Annotated in this window: 1 protein-coding gene; it reads left to right on the top strand. The window is 30.9% G+C overall.

Translation table 11 applies throughout. From position 1 onward, the window contains the following. Positions 1-752 (top strand): transposase (locus CD113_RS09670; RefSeq protein WP_103262351.1); only part of this gene is annotated, 752 nt, incomplete at its 5' end. Positions 753-866: the final 114 nt, after the last annotated feature.

Raw genomic sequence — 866 nt, 5'->3', positions numbered from 1 at the left:
TACATCAGACATTTCCTGGTTTAGAAAATTTATTTAGTAGTCGATATTCAATCATCGCACTTAACATCGCAGAAATATTTACTCATCCAGACATGGTTACTGATATAAGTATGGATATACTTATTAATGATATATTCAGTTCTACAGATAAAGGTCTATCAATGAATAAAGCAGAAAAATATGCGCATCAACTAGTAAATATTGCTTCGGAAAGCTATCCCAATGTCGCTAGACATTCTTTTCTAGTTGAAAAAGTACGTTTACTTATTCAACAATTAAAACAATCTATCGGGCGTCTTAAACAATTAGATAATGCCATGATTCAATTAGCACAACAACTCGATTGTTTTGAAAACATTCATTCGATACCAGGTATAGGCAAGTTAAGTGCAGCTATGATTATTGGAGAAATTGGTGATATTACACGCTTCAGATCACATAAACAGCTCAATGCTTTTGTAGGTATTGATATCAAACGATATCAATCAGGTAGTACATCTAGTAGAGATACAATCAATAAACGTGGTAATAAAAAAGCGAGAAGACTATTGTTTTGGGTGGTTATGAATATTATAAAGGGTCAACATCATTTTGATAATCATGTCATCGATTATTATTATAAACTAAGAAAGCAGCCTAATGAGAAATCTCATAAGACTGCCGTCGTAGCTTGTATAAATCGATTGTTAAAAACGATTCATTATTTAGTAATGAATCAGAAATTGTACGATTATCAAATGTCGCCACATTAGCCAAACGTACAACCAAATATAGTTTAACACCTTATTCAAAAAAATTAAATTGAACGGTTTAATTTAGTAATGCTTATTTTATTTATAAGCACTTGACTAATCGTAGGAAATAGA

The organism is Staphylococcus simiae (assembly GCF_002902085.1).
GTDB lineage: Bacteria > Bacillota > Bacilli > Staphylococcales > Staphylococcaceae > Staphylococcus > Staphylococcus simiae.
The sequence above is the reverse complement of the archived record's forward strand: the minus strand, read 5'-3'. Positions and strand labels throughout refer to the sequence as shown.